The organism is Rhizobium sp. FG113 (genome assembly GCF_057809895.1).
The window spans coordinates 86,031-103,898 of the sequence record NZ_JBMDKV010000013.1; the positions used below are offsets into that span (position 1 = coordinate 86,031).

General features: G+C 57.9%; 22 protein-coding genes. 7 read left to right on the forward strand and 15 right to left on the reverse strand.

Annotated features, from left to right (window positions below; genetic code table 11):
• Positions 1-2 precede the first annotated feature (2 nt).
• The 10 genes from ACODTZ_RS24665 to ACODTZ_RS24710 all read right to left on the reverse strand — a co-directional run bounded on the left by ACODTZ_RS24665 (position 3) and on the right by ACODTZ_RS24710 (position 7,801).
• Positions 3-725 (reverse strand): GntR family transcriptional regulator, encoded by a 723-nt coding sequence (locus tag ACODTZ_RS24665; protein WP_489028865.1) that lies wholly within the window; start codon positions 723-725, stop codon positions 3-5.
• A gap of 160 nt (positions 726-885) precedes the next feature.
• Entirely contained in the window at positions 886-1,326 is a 441-nt protein-coding gene (locus ACODTZ_RS24670; protein WP_489028867.1) for a RidA family protein, read from the reverse strand.
• A gap of 33 nt (positions 1,327-1,359) precedes the next feature.
• On the reverse strand, positions 1,360-2,121 hold the full coding sequence (locus ACODTZ_RS24675) for an SDR family NAD(P)-dependent oxidoreductase (RefSeq protein WP_489028869.1): 762 nt from the start codon (positions 2,119-2,121) through the stop codon (positions 1,360-1,362).
• Between the two features lie 38 nt (positions 2,122-2,159).
• Entirely contained in the window at positions 2,160-2,915 is a 756-nt protein-coding gene (locus ACODTZ_RS24680; protein WP_489028871.1) for an amino acid ABC transporter ATP-binding protein, read from the reverse strand.
• Positions 2,912-3,568, reverse strand: coding sequence for an amino acid ABC transporter permease (locus ACODTZ_RS24685; protein WP_489028873.1), 657 nt, complete (start codon positions 3,566-3,568; stop codon positions 2,912-2,914). Before ACODTZ_RS24685 ends, ACODTZ_RS24680 begins: the two co-directional genes overlap by 4 nt.
• 1 nt (position 3,569) lies before the next feature.
• On the reverse strand, positions 3,570-4,232 hold the full coding sequence (locus tag ACODTZ_RS24690) for an amino acid ABC transporter permease (RefSeq protein WP_489028875.1): 663 nt from the start codon (positions 4,230-4,232) through the stop codon (positions 3,570-3,572).
• A 59-nt stretch (positions 4,233-4,291) separates the two neighbouring features.
• Entirely contained in the window at positions 4,292-5,119 is an 828-nt protein-coding gene (locus tag ACODTZ_RS24695) for an ABC transporter substrate-binding protein (protein WP_489028877.1), read from the reverse strand.
• 121 nt (positions 5,120-5,240) lie between these two features.
• On the reverse strand, positions 5,241-6,068 hold the full coding sequence (locus ACODTZ_RS24700; RefSeq protein ID WP_489028879.1) for a transporter substrate-binding domain-containing protein: 828 nt from the start codon (positions 6,066-6,068) through the stop codon (positions 5,241-5,243).
• A 74-nt stretch (positions 6,069-6,142) separates the two neighbouring features.
• Positions 6,143-7,237, reverse strand: coding sequence for an LLM class flavin-dependent oxidoreductase (locus ACODTZ_RS24705; RefSeq protein ID WP_489028881.1), 1,095 nt, complete (start codon positions 7,235-7,237; stop codon positions 6,143-6,145).
• Positions 7,238-7,294: 57 nt separating this feature from the next.
• Complete coding sequence (locus tag ACODTZ_RS24710; protein ID WP_489028883.1) at positions 7,295-7,801, reverse strand: flavin reductase family protein; 507 nt, start codon at positions 7,799-7,801, stop codon at positions 7,295-7,297.
• Between the two features lie 242 nt (positions 7,802-8,043).
• Here ACODTZ_RS24710 and ACODTZ_RS24715 point away from each other — a divergent pair, with 242 nt between their 5' ends.
• The gene (locus tag ACODTZ_RS24715; protein ID WP_489028885.1) at positions 8,044-8,796 is read left to right on the forward strand and encodes an SDR family NAD(P)-dependent oxidoreductase; all 753 of its coding nucleotides are present in this window, start codon (positions 8,044-8,046) and stop codon (positions 8,794-8,796) included.
• Positions 8,797-9,508: 712 nt separating this feature from the next.
• Here the strand turns inward: ACODTZ_RS24715 and ACODTZ_RS24720 are convergent.
• From ACODTZ_RS24720 to ACODTZ_RS24735, 4 genes are all read right to left on the reverse strand, one after another.
• Entirely contained in the window at positions 9,509-9,952 is a 444-nt protein-coding gene (locus ACODTZ_RS24720; protein WP_489028887.1) for a PPC domain-containing DNA-binding protein, read from the reverse strand.
• 25 nt (positions 9,953-9,977) lie between these two features.
• Complete coding sequence (locus ACODTZ_RS24725) at positions 9,978-11,309, reverse strand: zinc-binding dehydrogenase (RefSeq protein ID WP_489028888.1); 1,332 nt, start codon at positions 11,307-11,309, stop codon at positions 9,978-9,980.
• Between the two features lie 83 nt (positions 11,310-11,392).
• Positions 11,393-11,689: a DUF3175 domain-containing protein gene (locus tag ACODTZ_RS24730; protein WP_489028890.1), complete on the reverse strand. Its 297-nt coding sequence runs from the start codon at positions 11,687-11,689 to the stop codon at positions 11,393-11,395.
• A 54-nt stretch (positions 11,690-11,743) separates the two neighbouring features.
• On the reverse strand, positions 11,744-12,058 hold the full coding sequence (locus ACODTZ_RS24735; protein WP_489028892.1) for a plasmid stabilization protein: 315 nt from the start codon (positions 12,056-12,058) through the stop codon (positions 11,744-11,746).
• A gap of 287 nt (positions 12,059-12,345) precedes the next feature.
• On the opposite strand from ACODTZ_RS24735, the gene ACODTZ_RS24740 reads away from it, so the two are divergent.
• The 3 genes from ACODTZ_RS24740 to ACODTZ_RS24750 all read left to right on the forward strand — a co-directional run bounded on the left by ACODTZ_RS24740 (position 12,346) and on the right by ACODTZ_RS24750 (position 14,599).
• Entirely contained in the window at positions 12,346-12,960 is a 615-nt protein-coding gene (locus tag ACODTZ_RS24740) for a flavodoxin family protein (protein ID WP_489028894.1), read from the forward strand.
• Positions 12,961-13,012: 52 nt separating this feature from the next.
• On the forward strand, positions 13,013-14,035 hold the full coding sequence (locus ACODTZ_RS24745; RefSeq protein WP_489028896.1) for an aldo/keto reductase: 1,023 nt from the start codon (positions 13,013-13,015) through the stop codon (positions 14,033-14,035).
• A gap of 69 nt (positions 14,036-14,104) precedes the next feature.
• On the forward strand, positions 14,105-14,599 hold the full coding sequence (locus ACODTZ_RS24750) for an MgtC/SapB family protein (RefSeq protein ID WP_489028898.1): 495 nt from the start codon (positions 14,105-14,107) through the stop codon (positions 14,597-14,599).
• A gap of 286 nt (positions 14,600-14,885) precedes the next feature.
• On the opposite strand, the gene ACODTZ_RS24755 is transcribed toward ACODTZ_RS24750, so the two are convergent.
• The gene (locus ACODTZ_RS24755) at positions 14,886-15,455 is read right to left on the reverse strand and encodes a type 1 glutamine amidotransferase domain-containing protein (RefSeq protein WP_489028900.1); all 570 of its coding nucleotides are present in this window, start codon (positions 15,453-15,455) and stop codon (positions 14,886-14,888) included.
• A 372-nt stretch (positions 15,456-15,827) separates the two neighbouring features.
• Here ACODTZ_RS24755 and ACODTZ_RS24760 point away from each other — a divergent pair, with 372 nt between their 5' ends.
• From ACODTZ_RS24760 to ACODTZ_RS24770, 3 genes are all read left to right on the forward strand, one after another.
• A complete protein-coding gene (locus ACODTZ_RS24760) occupies positions 15,828-16,094 on the forward strand; it encodes a hypothetical protein (protein WP_489028902.1) in 267 nt (88 codons plus the stop codon).
• Between the two features lie 117 nt (positions 16,095-16,211).
• Positions 16,212-16,853 (forward strand): alpha/beta hydrolase, encoded by a 642-nt coding sequence (locus ACODTZ_RS24765; protein ID WP_489028904.1) that lies wholly within the window; start codon positions 16,212-16,214, stop codon positions 16,851-16,853.
• Positions 16,854-16,887: 34 nt separating this feature from the next.
• Positions 16,888-17,793 (forward strand): hypothetical protein, encoded by a 906-nt coding sequence (locus ACODTZ_RS24770; RefSeq protein ID WP_489028906.1) that lies wholly within the window; start codon positions 16,888-16,890, stop codon positions 17,791-17,793.
• Positions 17,794-17,868 lie beyond the last annotated feature (75 nt).

Consider the following 17,868-nt stretch of genomic DNA (forward strand, 5'->3'; position numbering starts at 1 on the left):
ATTCAGCTCTGCTGCTCCGCGCCGTCCGACCGGGTATGCGCGATCAGCGAAAGGTATCGTTCTGCCGCCTTGCTGAACTTGGCCTGCCAGATGACCTGCGCCTCGGCAAGGTTGCGATCACGAAGCGCTTCGTAAAGCTTCATGACGTAGCGCTCAGCGTCGCCCTTCCGGTCGGTGTATTTGACCTTGAGCAGATTGTTGAAGCGGCGGACATCTCCAGTAAGTTCGGAGAAGTAGCGGATGGTTCGCTGCAGTTCGGTCGCTTCGATGATCGCTTGCTGAAATTCAAGGTCGTTATGAACGGTTTCCGTCTGGTTTTCGAGCTCGGCAAACCGCACCGCATTATTGGCCAGCTTCTCGAGTTTCTTGAGATCCACGCCCGATAGGCGGCCATCTTCGGTCAGGAGATAATCGAGGGCAAATTTTCCGAGCGCCATTCGGATATTATAGACTTCAATGACGCTAGCCGCGTCGACGTCGCTGACAAGCGCGCCCTTGTTGCGTCGGAGCTCGACGAAGCCTTCTCGCGCCAAAAGACGGAGCGCTTCGCGCACGGGATGACGGGAGACCTCGAGCATGTCGGTAAGCTGTTGCTCGATCAATCGGTCGCCTGGCTTGAAACGCCCTGAAATAATCGCGCGGCGTATTTGCTCGGCGGCAAACTCGGTGCTCTCCATATTGGTCATAGGGGCGAGCGGTGCATTCTTCGAAGTCGACTTTGCCACGATGTTCCTCGTAATGAACAGTGCCCGAGCTAACTAGATAGCGAGCAGGGGCATATCAGGCCGTTCAAGAACCGATCCTGTCCAGTCGATACTTCCCGAAGTCTGATGATCGTCCCTTACATGAGGGACGATCAATTGTCGATGATATACAATCTTTGCTCTACAAAGAAATCGATATACGCTTTTCGGGAAGCTGACTTGCACCCTTGTATGCGGTGATCTCGATCTCGAAAAGGTATTCCGGCCCGCCCAGCGGACCGCAGCTCACGCAGCTTGCCGGATTGATCCCGCGAAACTTTTCGCCCATGTAGGCCATGACATCAGGAACATCGGCCTGGTTGGGAATGAAGATCCGCCGACGTACGACATCTGCAAGCGAGGCGCCGACCGATGCGAGGGCGCCTTCCACATTCTTCATGGCCTGCTCAGCTTGGCCCACAGCCGTGTCGGGCATCGCGCGGGTCTTGTAGTCGCGGCCCGCCGTCAGTGACACAAAGATCCAATCGCCGACAGCGACGATACGCGAATAGCCTTCCTTCTCTTCAAGAATGCTACCGGAGGCTACTTTTACGATTTCAGTGGTCAATGCTCTTTCTTCCATTAAGTTCAGGAGTTTCTGCCGGCGTTAGCCGACTTACAGGTAAACGCCACCGTCGATATTGACCGTCTGGCCGGTGATCATGGTCGCGGCGAAGCCAAGATAGACGATCAATTCGGCGACGTCGTATGGTGTGCAAAGCTTCTTCAGAGGCGTCGAGGCGATCGTGCTCGCGCGACGTTCGTCGGACCATTCAATGGCCCACGAACTGTCGACAGAACCCGGAGCGACTGCATTAACGCGCACGTCTGGCGCCAGCGATTTGGAGAGGTTTTTAGTCAAGTTGATGACTGCCGCCTTGGAGCCGCTGTAGACCAGCGTGCTTGCAACAGCGCCGAGACCGGCGATTGACGCCGTGTTGACGATGGCACCCTTGCTTGCCTTAAGTGCCTCGGCGGCAGCCTTCGAGCAGCGCCAGACGCTCATCAAGTTGACGTTGAGCAGGTTCTCCCACAATTCCTCGCTGATACTGTCGAGATCTGCGATCGGAATCGGTGTTTTGACACCAGGTGTGCCAGCGTTGTTGACGAGAAGATCCAAGTGACCGAGATCCTTTATCGCCTGCTCTACCATGGCCAGCGCGGCAGCGGCATCGCCGACGTCTCCGGGTGCCGCAATGACGTCGAAGCCTTCGCTCCGCAGCGCCTCGACTGCAGCTGGACCCCGCGTGTCGTCGGGAAGGAAATTGATGGCGACCTTGCCACCACTTTTGGCGATGATGCGCGCTGCTTCAAGGCCGATGCCAGAACCGGCGCCGGTGATCAACGCGGTGCGACCAGTCAGATCAAAAGAGATCACTGTTACTTCTCCTTACACATAGATGGGTTTCTGTAGCGTCAGGCTGCGGAACTTTGGCTCGTTGCAGCCGCACGCTTCTCGCGCCTAAGGAACTTCTGTGTCTGTTCCTTCTGAGGGTTATCAATAACCTCTTCGGCGGTGCCGATTTCACAGACCTGGCCTTGGTGGAGAAAGGCAACGCGGTCGGCGGATTCCCGCACGAAGTTAATGTCGTGGGTGACGACAACCATGGTCATTCCCTCTGTCTTCAGAAGGCGCATCGTCTCCAGCACCTCGCCTACCAGTTCGGGATCGAGTGCCGATGTCACTTCGTCGAACAGCATGTAGGCCGGCTCCATCGCAAGAGCTCGCGCAATCGCCAGTCTTTGCTGTTGGCCGCCAGAAAGGCGTGACGGCAAGGTTCCTGCCTTGTCTCCCAAGCCGACGTGATCAAGATGCTTTTGTGCAAGCTTGCGCGCTTCGGCGCGGCTTTTCTTGGCAACGACGCGCGGCGCGAGCGCCACGTTTTCGAGAGCCGTCAGGTGAGGAAAGGCATTATACTGCTGGAAGACGATTCCGAGTTTCCGACGGAGCTGGTTGATGTTTGTCTTCGGGTCATGGACCGAGATCCCATCGACGATAATCTCGCCACCCTGGATCGGCTCGAGGCCGTTGATGCATTGCAGCAGCGTCGATTTGCCCGAGCCGCTTGCGCCGATCAGGCAAAGCAGCTCGCCCTTATTGACGTCGAGATTGATGCCATCGATGACGGTCAGCGGACCGAAAATCTTCTTGACGTTGCGGATCTCAATCATGCGAGAACCTTTCTTTCGAGATAGCGGCTGTAGCGAGAAACAGGATAGCAGATGATGAAGTAAAATAGCCCTATGCCAAAGAGCAGTAACCAGGTCTCGTGTGTCCTGGTCATTAGTGCCTGTGCATTGCGGGTGAATTCGACGTAGCCAATGACGCCGGCAAGCGAGCTATCCTTGATGAGGCTGAGGACCAGACCGATCCAAGACGTCAAGCCGGCGCGGTAGGCGAGCGGGATGGAGATGTGCAGAAACTCCTGCGGGTAGGTCATGCCCAACGAGCGCGCGCCACGGCGATAGGGTTCGGGCACCGACATGAATGCCGCACGTGCGACCTCTGCGGTGACAGCCGCCATCCATGCGCTCAGGGCAATCGTGCCGAACCAGAAGGGTGACGTGCCAAATCCCATCATCGCCAAGAAGCTGTTGACCAGGATCAGTTGGATGACCATCGGTACGGAGCGCAGAACATCAATGAAAGGCGCTGTAATGAAGCGTGCGGTCGCGGAGACAGCACGGAGCCAGCCGAGGAAAATGCCGAGCACCGTTCCAAGCGCTGCGGCGCAGACGGCGAGCCGGATCGTGTTCACAGCCCCCATCAGTATGAAATAGCTGTCCGACCACTGTAGGCCTTGATGTGCGAACTGAAACTGCATGTTAGCTCCTGTACATCAGCCGGAAGACCAGCTGCGCTGAAAGCTGAACCAACTTGGCCATAGCGTAATAGATGCCAGCTGTGACGATGAAGAACTCGAAGGTTCGGAACGAGACCGATTGCGCGTACTGCGCGGTTCCAGCGAGCTCCTTCAAGCCCACCAGCATGCCGAGGGAGGTATTCAGCATGCCCCAGATCGCTTGCGTCACATAGGCAAAGAAGATGATTTTGAACATCTGCGGAAAGATAATGTGCACGAAGCCTTGGAAGCTTGTCATGCCAAGCGACCGGGCACCGGACATCTGCTGGCGTGGAATGGCAGTGAGGCCACCGCGAAAGATTTCGGCCAGATAGCCCGCGTTGTTGAATGAGATTGCGGCAAGGATCGATAGATAGCTCGATATGTTCACACCCAGAGCACCAAGCCCGAAATAGATCATATAGACCTGAAACAGGACAGGGGTGTTGCGCGAGAGCTCGACCCATGCGGTCGAGAACCGATAGGCCCATCCCGACCCGTATTGCCGCGCGACTGCCATCGGCAACGCCAGCAGCGTACCGAGAATAAGCGAAAGAAAGGTGATCTGCAGACTGACCCAAGCTCCGGAAAGAAGCTGAGGCAATGCTGACCAGACGATCGACCAGTAGAATTGATATCCGAACATGATGCAGTTCCAAACTGTCCACCGGCGGCATCAGCGCCGCCGGTAAGTTACCGCGGGTCTTAGAAATCAACGCCGGCGATGTTGAGAGCCGGAACAGGTCCGTCGCCATAGTAGGTCTTATAAACCTCGGCGAAGCGCCCGCTCGCAACCTGCTGCCAAACGAAGAGCTTGGCCCAGTTCAGAAACTGCTGGTCGTCCCGCTTGACGGCGATGGAGACCGTGTCCGAAAGCGGCGCAGCACCTGCAAGCACGAACTCCTTGAATTGTCCGCTTTGTGCAAGCGCGTTGAAGACGCCCATTGCGACGAGGATCGAGTCAACTTTGCCCTGCTGGAGCGCCAGGTAGGATTCGGAATCGCTGGAATAGCCAGTATAGGTCGTTCCAGCGGCTGCCCAGCCGCCTTCCATTTCCTTGTTGATCAGCTGCTCCTGGGTGCTGCCGATCACGCCGCCGAGCTTTTTGCCCTTGAGATCCCCATAAGACTTGATGCCGGTGTCGGCCCGCGTAATCACACCCATGGTAAAGTTCATGTATGGCTGGGTAAATGCGACCGTCAGCGCGCGCTGTGGCGTTGGGGTGGTCGAGGCGATCAGCACGTCGATGCGGTTGGACACAAGCGCCGGAATACGATCGGGTGAGGGGGTTTCGACGACTTCAGGTTCGGCGCCCAGTATCTTCGCCATGTCGTTGCAATATACCACATCCAGCCCGTCAGGCTCATTCTGCGCGTTGCGGAAGCCTGACGGCGGATTGTCCATCATGACCCCGCAACGCAGCTTCTTGCTGCTGATTACCGTATCGAGGGTCGACTGGGCATTTGCGAAATCGCACGCCAGAAAACTGAAGCTTGATATGAGCGCGGCGCTCATGACTGCTGATCTAAGCATGTAGCGTTCCCTTTTTTGATTTATCCGTCGCGACGATTGTAGTTCATCTGTCGCGGCCCGTCGCGAGGCCGCGCTCCATCCTGCTGATACCTGTTCGAGCGATTAGGTCGGATCTCAGATCCTAGTAGTTGACACCTGGCGCGCTCAGCGACGGCACGGGAGAGTCACCGAAGAACTGCTTATAGACTTCCGTGAACCGACCGCTGGCCGTCTGCTGCCACACGAAAAGCTTGGCCCAGTTCAGGAATTGCTGGTCGTCGCGACGAACGGCAATGCCAACCATATCGTTGATCGGCGCCGTGCCAGCTGCGACGAACTCCGGAAACTGTCCACTCGCCGAAAGCGTGTTGAAGACGGCAGTCGCCTGGAGAATTGCGTCAACCTTGCCCTGTTGGAGAGCAAGAAACGCCTCGGTGTCGCTGGAAAAGCCGGTATACGTCGCGCCGGTGTCCTTCCAACCCTTTTCAATCTGGGTGTTCAGGAGCTGCTCTGTCGTCGTTCCGATCACACCGCCGAGCTTGGCGCTTTTCAGGTCGTCCCAGCCCTTGATGCTGGTTCCCTTATGCGTGATGACGGTTGTGGTGTAGTTCATATACGGCTGAGTGAAAGCGACGGTCATCGCACGCTGAGGCGTCGGCGTCGTCGATGCGATCAGGATGTCGATGCGGTTCGACACCAAAGCAGGAATGCGATCCGGCGCCGGCGTCTCCACGATCTCTGCTTCGGCGCCGAGCGCCTTTGCCATGTCCTTGCAAGTGACAACATCAAAGCCGTCGGGCTCGTTCTGCGAGTTGCGGAAGCCGGAGGGAGGCGAGTCCAGCATGACGCCGCACCGCAACTTCTTGTTCTGCACGACGGTATCGAGCGCCGACTGCGCGTAGGCGTGGCCGGCAAGTATCATCCCTACGGTAACGGCGAGAAGCCCGAGCTTATGAGATTTTTTTGTCATGATATTCCCCTTTTTGCTTTGGTTTGACGGTGAGGCGACCGGGGATAGGGACCCCCGGCCGGAGAGCGCATTTGTCAGCTGGCGAGACGGTCGAGGGCGGGAGCTTGGGCGCCGATCTTTGACAGGGGACCGACTTCCTTCTCGACCAGCGGTATTACCTCTTTCTTGAAACGCAGGATGGAGCGATGGGCCTTCTCGATCGGCATGCAGCCGAAGGAGAAATTGCAGGTAAAGTTGCTGGGGTTCAGACGCTTGATGTTGTCGACCATCTTTTCGGCGACCGTATGGGGATCGCCCACGACCATGTTGTCGGCATACTGGTCGAGCGAGTATTCACCCTCGAACGCTTCGTTGGAAATGAAGCCGTTGTCATCGAGCGGAAGCTCAGCCTTGCGAAGATGGTGCGCCATGCGTCCGACATAACGTGCACGCTCCGCGACCTCGAGGGCTTCAGCGCGGCTATCGGTGATATTCACATACTGCATGATCGCCAAAGGCTTTTCGGCCGGCCGCTCGCCAATGCTTTCCCAGGCTTTGTTCAGCCCGTCGGCCATCTTGTAGAGTACCGGAGAACCCAGCGTGCTGGCGGCGATGAACGGCGTTGCGTTCCACTTCTTGAAGCGGCTGAGCAGCTTTGGGTGTGACGACGTCACGAAGATCGGAGGAAGCGGAGATTGTTGCGTCGTGATGGCGAAGGTCGTCTTCGGCACTTTGATGAACTGTCCGTTATACTCTACCTCGCCCTCGACGAGCGCTTTTTCGATAACATCCCAGTATTCGATGAAGATCTCGTTCTTGCTCTCGAGGGATACATCGTATCGGTCAAATTCGTATTGCTGGTAGCCAGTACCCATTCCGATGATCAAGCGGCCTTCACTCTGCGTGTCGGCGACAGCGATCTCCTGAGCGACGCGCAGCGGATTGTAGAGCGGCAGCACGATGACGCCCGGACCGAGCTTGATCTTGCTCGTCCAGCCAGCTGCGTAGGAACACATCATCAACGGCGAAGGAGAGCTTGAGTAGTTGGCGAAGTGATGCTCCGCGAACCAGGCGATGTCAAAGCCGAGCTCCTCGGCGGTCTGCACCATCTTCTTTGTGTCGCGCATGACGCCGACGGCGCCGTCGACGTGATCGCGCAGGGTCATCAGGCTGAACAGACCTAATTGCATGATATTCTCCTAAGCTTTCTTTTCGGCGTGACACTCGGCGTCACTGCCGGTTTGTAATTACGCTGCCGTTGAAAGATCGAGTGGCGCACCCACAGCGTATTTGCCGTCCTGATAGAGCAGGGGCGCAATTTCGGCGTTGAACCGCGAGCTCAGCACTCGGCCGACGATGATGTCGTGCGTGGCGTATCCGAACGCCTGATCGATCTCGCAAAAGATATTCGCCTGAGCGTCGGCCAGATACGGAATACCGTCTTCCGACTGAAGCCAGTTGCCTGCGAGAAACCGTTCGCTTGCGGGCACGCCGCCGCTGAACCGCTTCGATATGTCCGCTTGGGCCTGCGTCAGCAGATTGACGCAATAGCGGCCAACCTGGCGAATGTGCGGACGTATCGAAGCATTCTGGTTGATGCACGAGAGAATGGACTGCGGCTCCATGCACAGCGACGTTACCGATGTGACGGTGATCCCGTGGCGAACGCCATTGTTTTCGCACGAAATGATGCAAACCGTCGCAGCGAGCCTGCGCATGGACTGGCGGAAATTTTCCAAATCTTGCTCTGGCATGCCTTTGAGTTCCCTTGTTCGTTGAGAAAAAATTTGCAGATTATCTACAATCTGTCAACGTGAAAAATTGCTATTTGTTAAGTGCATGTATCTGTGCGCTTTTCGCCATCTTAGCACTAAGCTACTGCTTTCGCGTAGATAAAAATCCATGAACTTGCCTTGCAATTGTAGACAATCTGCATGAGGATGCGCCACCTCGACGAGGAAATTGTGCCGATACCGCCAAATGGAGACTTGAAATTATGTCAGAATTTTCCGGAAAGACTGTCGTGGTATCGGGCGCTTATGGGGGCGTTGGGCTGGCCGTCGTCAGCAAGCTGCTCGCATCCGGTGCCAACGTATGCGCCACCGATCTGGAGAGCGTGGTCTCGGCTGTCGCACCTGGTGAGAACGAACGCCTTATTGCCGTTGGTGCGGATGTGACGCTTTCCTCGGACGTGGATCGCATCTTTGCCGCGGCGGAAGAAAAGTTCGGCGAGGTGGATATTGTCATCAGCAACGCCGGTTACATCGTCTCGAAGTCCGTCCACGCGACCAGCGATGACGAGTGGGACCAGGTCTTGAACGCCAACGCCAAGTCTCTGTTTCTGATGTCGAGGCGTGCACTTCCCTCCATGATGAAGCGCAACGCCGGTGCGATCGTCGCAACCGGGTCGATCTCCAGCGTCGTTGGCTTGCCGGAGCAGGCCGCCTATTGCGCTGCCAAGGGAGCGCTGCTGCAGTTGGTCAGGCAGATGGCTATCGACTATGCCTCCTACAATATTCGGGTCAACGCGGTCGGCGCGGGCTCGATCAATACACCGTTCCTGACCCGCTATCTTGAGGGGATGGACGATCCGTCCGCTGCCGAGATGGCGATCAAGGCTGCGCATCCGCTTGGACGATGGGCGGAGCCAAGCGAAATCGCTGATGTCATCATCTATCTTGCCGGCTCAGGCTCGTCCTTTGTTACCGGGCAGATCCTGATGGCTGATGGGGGCTACAGCGCCCGCTGATTAGGAACGGCGTACGGCTCGTTAGAATACGGCGACGCCCCTCGCGTTAGCGACGCAGCATCTGTTGTTGGGGCCGTCAACGATGGAGTTCGAAGCAGATAGCTTCGGTTGTACTGATAGCCGCGACGGCGGGTACGACGCTGAAGTTTGGCAGACGACGTCTTTGCATGCTCACAGCGATGATCAACGCTGTTGGAGCCTGTGCAACTGGGGTTTCCGAACCAAATTAGCGGCCAGTGCTCTGCATATGTCGGGAAGCGACAGCAAGACGATTGCAATCGCTCTCAAGCGAGGAGTTTTACGCAAAGTTCGATGTTTTTGTTTTCAGATCTATCAACCCCTTGGCTTCACCAGTTTACGTGTCGCCAGTTCATTTCCCATCAAGAACGCAGATTGCTGTGTTCAAAAACAGCAGCGAGTTCACAGAACATGACCAACGCTTGCTCCGCTAGTCGCGCCTGATGACTGCGCGCAGCGCGTGCGCGAGGTTGAACCTGTAGGCTGGCTTGTCGCCACACCGTCCTCAGGACAAAGGACGCCTCGTGAGACGACGATCTTTTTGCAAGTCATGCATCATCGTTAGCTTGGCGGTGTGGAACCACTGTATGAGGCAACTATTCATAGCTATTCCTACCAAACGAAATCGTTGTGGTACGCGATGCCACGTGGGTTAGATCGATGGGTCGAGAGTAAATCCGACAGGACCACCAGGTCAGAGATCAATCAATGCGATGCCGAGATCCTTCTGTTTTTTACGGCGAAATCCTTCAGCACTTTCCCTAATGATAATCTCAAGGGTTGGGTGAACGATGCCTTTCAAGAAGTGGCCGCCTTTCGTGGATCCATCAGGAAAGCCGAGAACGACATGTATGTGAAGGCTGGGCTTTCCATCGTCACCGACTGCGATATCGCCGATCGCGCTAAGTACCTCTGTCTGTTCGTTCACTGGTATTTCCCGGTAGGTTTTCGCTGAAAAGTCGAAGAAGCCAAGCATGGCGCTTTGAAATGCGCCGATCGCGGTCAGGGATGCACCGCCGATCTCATGTTCTTCGGCAAACTTTCTAATGGCTGCGAACGCCTCTTCACCATCGGAGAGCACAACAACAAAATTGCGCTCCCGCCATGGGTCGCTCTCGGTTAGCTCCTTGCTCTTCATTGAGATCTCCAATCGTCGTTGTCACTTATCCCAGACGGCCCCAGGCTGCGTCCCACTCGATCCCCTCGACAAGTTCGATAAAAATGGGCCTCTGGTTGTCATTGTGGGACTTGGCCAGTTTGAAGGCAGCTTCCGGCTCCATTTCCTCACCCGGGAAGATCGTGTCCTCGGTGTCGGCGTCTGCGATCTTGCGTACGTATCCACGGACCTGGTCGCCGGAGTGGTAGAATTTGATGACCAATGACCCCGTAGGCGCTCGGCCCGGTACATACTGCTGATAGTCAGCGCGTTCTGCCGTTGCCGTTGCGTCGACTTCGCCTGCTTTATACCAGTGTGCAAGATCTTGACCCTGCGGGCGTCCTTCATTCTCCCAAATCTGATAGGCCCGCAGCCTGCGGGTCTCATCGTCGATCACTGGTTTCTGTGACTGCTCGACAACCTTGAGAACCACTTTTCCGCGAATATGCTGTTCCTTAAGCGCGGCTTGCGCCTCCGCCACTTGGCGAAGTCCGAAGGTGGCGTCGACAACGACTTTCACCTTGCCTTGGTCGATCAACGCAGCGATTTCCTGCAGCTGGGTCCCGCTCGGCTGGGCCGTATAGCGACCGACGCGGATATTCTGCTTTTTGGCCTTCCGTTTGTCCGGTTCCTGAAGCGTCGAAATCAGCGCTCCACCAGCTTTGATTACGCCGAAGCTGCGCTCTTGCGTTTCACCACCGATGAGATCGAATACAAGATCCACGGGCTCAACGCGGTCTTCGAACTTTTCGGCTTTATAGTCGATCACCTCGTCCGCCCCCAGATCGCGTACAAATTCTTTATCATTAAACGACACCGTAGTTGCGACCCAGGCACCTTTTGCCTTCGCAAACTGGATGGCGAAGTGACCGACACCGCCGGCACCTCCATGAATGAGAACGCGCTGGCCGGGCTGGAGACCGCCTTGATCGAAGAGCCCCTGCCAGGCGGTGATACCAGCGAGCGGCACGGCGGCTGCAGCGATCGCGTCGAGTGTTCGCGGCTTGGTGGACACCTCGTCTGCACGCGCGATGACGAACTCCTCGTATCCTCCGTGTTCTGGCGACAGGAATGCGAAGACCTCATCCCCAACTTCAAAAGCGGAAACGTCATCGCCTTTGGCCTCAATCCGACCACTGACGTCCCGCCCTAGAACGTAAGGAAGGTCATTTTCGGTAACCACCGGATACTTGCCCTCTCGCATCTTGGCATCGACCGGATTGACGCTTGCGGCGAAAACTTTGATGAGCACTTCTTTCGCGGTAGGTTTCGGTTGATCGATTTCCTCGATCGTCATCACCTCGGGCCCGCCGAAACGATGAATACGGACAGCTTGCATGATCAGGTTCCTCTGAAGTTGCGAACACGTCGGGGTTTTATGCGTGAATCTGCGATAGGGGCGATGAACACCAAAAAGGCCTTTTAGCGTTTCGGCTCTTTGCCGAAATCTTTACGCAATTCATCCTTGGCCCGGTCGAGCGTGGCCAATCTTGATTTCGACAGATGCTTGCCGGCGCGATTGATATAAAAACTGAGCATCGACATGGCGGACTGGAACGGACTTGTGTTGCGACGGCCGCTCTGTTCGGATGATTTCTTCAGCGAATCCGCGATTTTCTTGGCGCTGGGCTGGTTGAACACGCCTTGCTTGAGGTCCATTGCGTCACTGTTTTCGGTCACATCCTGCGACCATTTCCGCTTGGATTTCTTTCTTGGCATGACTGTTCCTCCACCAATGAGAACGGCGCCCCTTTTGAGCGGCGCCGGGTCCGATTAGTGATGAGCGTGGTGTTCGTTACGTTTGCGGGTTGCCGCAGCCTTTTTCGCTGATGCGGAGCGCTCCTCCTTAGTGCGCGACGCAGCGGCCGCGCCACCCTTGCGTCCGCCCTTTTCGGAGGAGGCATGGTTTTCCTGATGGCCGCGACCGGAACCAGACTTTTTGCCACCGCCGCTTTCCTTGTTCACGGTAGCCCAGGCACGCCGCTCGGCCTCCTTCTCCGAGACGCCGCGATCTTCGTAGCCTTCCTCGATGTGTTCGGCCTTGCGCTTCTGCTTGTCGGTATATGCGGATTTGTCACCTTGTGGCATGGAGGATCTCCTGTTGCTTTGATGAAGCAAGGAAAACGATGCCCGGTTTACAAAGTTCCTCAAAACCGGAGCCGCTTGAAACAGACAATTTCTAAGGTCACCCGGAGTTCGACTCGGAGCTGCCTGCCTCGATCGGGACGAGACGTCGGCCCTCTATTGGCAGAGAAGCGCGTTCGTGCTTGCTTTGCCATGGAGACCCTTTTCAAGCGCAGCCCGTTTTCCAAGCTTTCGTATGGAACTTCGAACGTGAGGCAGGGGTTGTCCAGCATCTCTCGAAAGGATGCACGATGACCATCAAAGCTCTCGCGTTCAACGCGACCCTGAAGCGCAGCGACAACAAGGAGCCGTCCTCGACAGGACGAATGCTCGACCTCATCGCTGCTGAGATGGCGAAGTCCGGCGTCGAGACCGAAACAATCCGTCTTGCCGACCACGACATTGTTCCGGGCGTTACTTCCGACGAAGGGCCTGGCGACGCATGGCCGGCACTCCGTGAAAAGGTGCTCGCCGCCGACATTGTCATATTCGGCACGCCAATCTGGATGGGTCAGCCCGACAGCATCTCAAAGCGCGTCCTCGAGCGCATGGACGCATTCCTCGAAGAGACCGACGACGAAGGCCGGATGGTGTCCTATGGCAAGGTCGCGGCTGTTGCCGTCGTTGGCAACGAGGACGGCGCCCATCACGTCTCGGCGGAGATGTACCAGGCGCTCAACGACGTCGGCTTCACGATCCCGGCGAACGCTGTCGCTTATTGGGTCGGTGAGGTGATGGGTAGCACGAATTTCGTGGATTTGAAAAAGGTCCCCAAGGAGGTTGCGACCATGATCGCGGTGCTCTCCCGAAACACCATTCATCTGGCAAAGCTTCTGAAGGAAAGCCAGTACCCCGGCGAGAAGTAGCGTTCCTGGCCCAGATTAACCGAAGATCTTTAAGCATCAGAGGAATTCCATCATGGCTTTGAACAGCCGCGTACGTGATATCTTCAAGCCCGAATTCAAGTTCGGCATGGGCGGCGTTTCGCTGGGCAACGAATTCAACAAGATTTCCGACAGGCATGCGGAGGATGCTCTCGAGGCGGCTTGGAGCGTCGGTGTCCGATATTACGACGTCGCGCCCTGGTACGGCCTAGGCCTCGCCGAGCGACGATTCGGGCATTTCCTTCATAACCAGAAGCGATCTGACTATCTGCTCTCCACCAAGGTCGGCAAGCTCCTGAAGGCATCGAAGGATAATAGCCACGAGAAGATGTACCCGTTGTCGGACTCTCCGAACGACCTCGTCATCGACTACACGGCAGACGGCGTCCGTCGTTCAATCGAGGACAGTCTCCAGCGGCTGGGCGTCGACAGCGTCGACGTCGCCTTCGTTCACGACCTGTCGCCCGACTTTGCATTCTTTCCGACGCCGTGGGAAGAGCAGTACGAGATCGCCCGCAAGGGGGCGTTTCCGGAACTGACGAAAATGCGAGAGGAGGGCATCGTCAAGGGCTGGGGCGTCGGCGTGAATACACCAATGGCGATCCTCAAGGTCATGGAAGACGCTGACCCGGACGTCTGCCTGTGCGCGCGCCAGTACTCGCTGATCGACCACCAGGCCACCGTCGAAAAGCTGTTCCCAAAGGTGCGAGAGAGGGGCGTCGGACTGGTCATTGGTTCGAGCCTTAACGCCGGCTTCATCGGTGGCAGTCCGCGCTACAACTACGGGGCGGAAAACTACAAGATCCCGCCGGAAGTCATCGAGAAGCGTAGAAAGCTTCGGGAAGTCGCCGAGGAATACGGCGTCGATCTGCGCACCGCCGCCATTCAGTTCTCCGCCGCGCCGGATGTAGCGGTCGCTCTTGTCGTCGGCGCAGGCAGCGACCGGCAGATCCGCGAGGACTGGAATTCGCTGCAGGCCAAGATTCCGGACGAGTTCTGGCAGGCGCTCAAAGATCGCGGCCTGATTCACGGCGAAGCGGCCGTGCCATCGGCTTGACGTCGCCCACTTGCCAAGGATCGGCCGGGCGCCATCTCCCAGCAAAGGGGTCAAGGGGAGGGAGTTCGCATGGGTGACTGGCTGGCAGCATATCAGATGGAGATACGGTTCCTTCCGCATCTCGCGGCCCTGCTCTTCGCCTACGTGCTTGCGCTGCCGATCGCCTGGGATCGCGAGCGTAACGAGCGTAGCGCCGGCCTCAGGACGTTCCCTCTGGTCGCCATCGCCGCTTGCGGTTTCATCCAGGCGGCAGAGACGGTCACCCGAGACAATGCGGAGGCCACGGCCCGCATTGTCGAGGGCCTGATCAACGGGGTCGGCTTCATCGGCGGCGGGGCGATCCTCGTCGGCAAAGCGAGCATTCGCGGCACTGCGACCGCGGCGAGCCTTTGGGCGACCGGTGCCATCGGGGCTGCCGTCGGCCTCGGTGCCTACGAGACGGCCATCGTCCTCTCGATCGTCACCTTCGCCACGCTCCGCTTCATGACGACCTTTAAGTCCGAGGGAAACGAGCCGGGCGATGCGAGTTCCAAAGCTTCGGCGACCGAGAAGACGGCAGAATAGATTGGCAGGGCGCTACCTGCCGGCCATCGAAGCTTGCGATCGAACGGAAGCCCGCAAGGAGCGGTCTTGTGTTGGACCGGTCGGAGGGGGCGTGAAAGTGAGACCCGTCGGCGGGCTGGGTTCGGTAACGTGTTGCGCGGGGCAGTCATAGACAATCAGCTTGGTGCTGAAGTCGGACGGCCTGTCTCTTCGGATCCAGCAGCCAATCCTCGATCGCGTCGCCGGCGGGCTAAAGCACCACCCATGATGTGAGAAGCGCCAGACGGCCGGCGCTCCTCTGATTTTACTACGCGCTGCGGGCTTGTTCGGGATGCTTTCCTTCGGCGAACTCCTCGATGATCTTCGCGCAGAACGCCGGCAGGTCGTCGGGCTTGCGGCTGGTGACCAGCCCCTTGTCTGTGACGACATCCTTGTCTACCCAGGTGCCGCCCGCGTTCTCGATGTCCTTCCGGATCGACGAGTAGGATGTCACGGTTCGTCCCTTTAGGACATCAGCCTGAACAAGCAGCCACGGCCCGTGACAAATCACGCCGACGGGCTTGGCCTGCTCGAAGAACGACCGCACGAAAGAGACGATGTCGGCGTCTGCCCGGAGCTTGTCTGCTCCGACAGTTCCGCCGGGGATGATAAGGCCGTCGAAGTCGCTGGCCGAGACATCCTTCACAGTCTTGTCCACGGTGTAGCTGCCGCCCGGATTGAGATCGCCGTTGTTCGTCTTTGCCTCTCCGGCCTCGATGCCGACGACCGTCACGGACGCTCCTGCCGCCTCGACGGCATCTTTGGGCTTCTTGAATTCGGGCTCCTCAGTGCCGCGCGGTGAGATCAGAACGGCGATCTTCTTTCCTTCTAGTGTCATGATATCTCCAATTTGGATTGAAGTTGCGACGGAAATGTCGAAGTTGAAACCCGCCCGAGTGATCGAAGTTCCAGCCGCAACGGGTCTGGTGCTGGAGGACAGTAGGATACAGGACAGTCTCGATAGCCGCGAAACAACACTCGGCCCGTCTCGTTCCTTGATCTCCTAAAACCTCAGAAGGAGAAGGATATGGTCACGATGGTTGGCAACGAATCCGATATCAAGGATCTGGTGAAGAACCTGCTCTAACTAGAGCACGACGCAATCGCTGCCGACGATTCTTGAATCGAACGCCTCGACAGCCGCGAACTGGCGAGCCAGGCGTCCCTATTCAAGACAGACCACCAGCATTACGTCCAAGTCCTGACGGAGATGGCGGGCGAACTTGGTATCGAAGCTCCGACCGAAGGCGACATGAAGCAGATGCTGACGACCGGGAAGATCGCGTTTGCAGATCTTATGGGCGACGCCGCGATCCTCAAGGCGATGAAGACCAATGAAGACGACACCGTAACAGCCTACGAGAGGGCAATCCGCCATGAGGATGCCATTCCGGCGTCGAAGGCGTTCTTCATGACGGCCCATCAGGACGAAGAGAAGCATCGCGCCTGGATGGAGACAACGGCAAAGACGCTTTGATCTTGAAGAGCGTCGCCGGAAACATCATCTCAGGACGACCACCCGAACCAACGATGGCCTGTACCGCGAAATGTTTTCGCGCCCGCGGCGCTGTCCGGGTGAACGAGGGCGCTCCCCATGACGGGTCGAGCGCCCTCGGCTTGTCCGCCCACTATTAGCGAGGCTCAATTGGCCGAACACTTAATTATCTTCCTTCACGGTATCGGGGCGTCTGGCGCACAGCTCATGCCGCTCGCGTCTTCCTGGCGAGAAAGCCTGCCGAATACGAGGTTTGCCGCGCCCGACGCGCCAAGACACCACAGGTACGGGCATCAATGGTTCGGCACGGAAGGAAACCCACTTGACCCGGCGCGCATACGGTCCGCTCGTGAGGCCTTCGACCAACTGATGAACGACGTCGTCCGTCAGGAGGGCTTCGAAGCCGCCCATGACAGGATTGCGTTCGTCGGCGTCTCGCAAGGAGGCATCATGGGGCTCGACGCCGTCGCGTCCGGACGCTGGCGCGTCGGCGCACTGGTCGCGTTCTCGGGCCTCCTTCCGCCACAGCCGGTCTCTCGGGCGAGCAATGGCACGCCGGTTCTCCTCGTTCACGGCGAAAACGACACCACCATCCCGCCTATGGCCTCCACGCTCGCGGCCGCGCAGCTCGGCACCGCCGGCTTTAAGGTCGAACTGGACATCGAGCGCGGCACGGGTCACACGATTTCAAGCGGCGGCGCGCAGAAGGCGCTATCCTTCTTGAAGAAGTCGCTCCTCTGAACGCAACCGGGCGATCGCCAAACCGTTTATTCCCATGGCCGACGAGCACATCGAACACAACGAAGCCGACGCATCGCCGCAGGAAACGGTCTCGTTCGCCTTCGACCGAATGACGGTCGCCCGCTTCCGCGAGACTTTCCCAAATGCACGATGGAGCGACCGTCTGCAGGCATGGACGGTTCCCGGCAAGACTGCGCGAAGGCGCATCGACCGATGGCTCGCCTCCGAAGCCGACCGCAAGAAGCCATACGAGGATGAGCGCGGTCGCGACGCATATGAGTTCGAGCCCATCCTAAGTCCATATCTGCAGGTCTACGACCGCGGTTTCCGCGTGAAGACGCCGTTCTCCCGAACGGTCGTCGACGAGCTTCGGCAGATTCCTTTCGCCAGGTGGAACGGCGATGACAAGGTATGGGAGATTCCGTACTCGTCCTACGACGACTTGCAGCATCGTTGGCAGACGATCGAGGAAGCCGCGAAGCGATCAGAGCCGGGAGAACGGCGAAAGCGCGCCGAGGCCCGCAAGGGCACGGAGGAAGAGGCGAAGGCGAAGCGTCGGACGATAGAACGCAAGAAGCGTCGGGTTCCAGTCTCGAGCGACGACTTGCCGCCAATCGGAAGGCCGGTCGCGGTGTCATACGGGATTGTCGTCATTACGGAGGTCACCGGAGAGATCGTCGATCCGCAAGAGGTTGCAGAGCATCATCCCGATGCCAGCGACGAACACGTCTGGGCCGGATGGCGGGCGGCTACCCTGGAGGAACTGGTCCACACATGGCCGGCGAAGTCAGCTCCGGGACCATACGAGCGGCTCCGCGGATGGTGGATGCCGACGATCGATGAATTGAGGCAAGCCCGAAGAGATGCGAAATCTCGCGAGCGGCGCAAGCACGCGGCTGCAGGCGTCGAAGCGGAGAACGCCTCGCCTCTGCCAAAGTAGCAACAGCGAAGTTGCGCGATCCGGTGTCCGAGGCAGGTCGCCGGCCCCGCGTGGCCCTTCGCTGATTTCGTGCAA